This is a genomic window from Clostridium cuniculi (assembly GCF_004353185.1).
Taxonomy (GTDB): Bacteria; Bacillota; Clostridia; order Clostridiales; family Clostridiaceae; genus Clostridium; species Clostridium cuniculi.
On record NZ_SMUS01000138.1, the window covers coordinates 1 to 425 of the forward strand.

1 protein-coding gene is annotated in these 425 nt (G+C 52.5%); it reads left to right on the plus strand.

Annotation, left to right across the window (positions count from 1 at the left end; all coding sequences use genetic code 11):
* Window positions 1-425, plus strand: a 425-nt coding sequence (locus tag EJJ37_RS21315) for a hypothetical protein (protein ID WP_193553950.1), incomplete at both ends; no start/stop codon positions are given.

The following is a 425-nucleotide window of genomic DNA, read 5'->3' on the forward strand; positions in this document are numbered from 1 at the left end:
GGAGGGAAGAGGGGAGAAAGATAGAAGAGAGAAAGGAAAGGGGAAGGGGGAGAGAAGAGGGTATAGAGAAGAAGAAAGAAAAAGGAGAGGGAAGGGAAAAAGGGGAAAAAAGAGGGAAAAAGGAAAAGGGGAGGAAGGGAGGGGAGAAGGAGGGAGGGAAGAAAAAAGGGAAAAAGGAAGAGGGAAGAGGAGAGAAGAAGGAAGGAAGGAGAGAGGAGGAGGGAGAAAGGAAAGGGAAAAAAGGAAGGGGAGGGGAGGGGGGAAGGAGGAAAGAAAAGGGGGGAGGGGGAGGGGAGGAGCGGAGAGCAAGGGAACGGAGGGAAAAGGAAAGAAAAGAAGATGGGGAAGAAGGGGGAAAAGAGAAGGGGGAGAGAGCGGGGAAAGGAGGGGAAAAAGAAGGAAGGGAAGGAGGGGAGAAGGAGAAG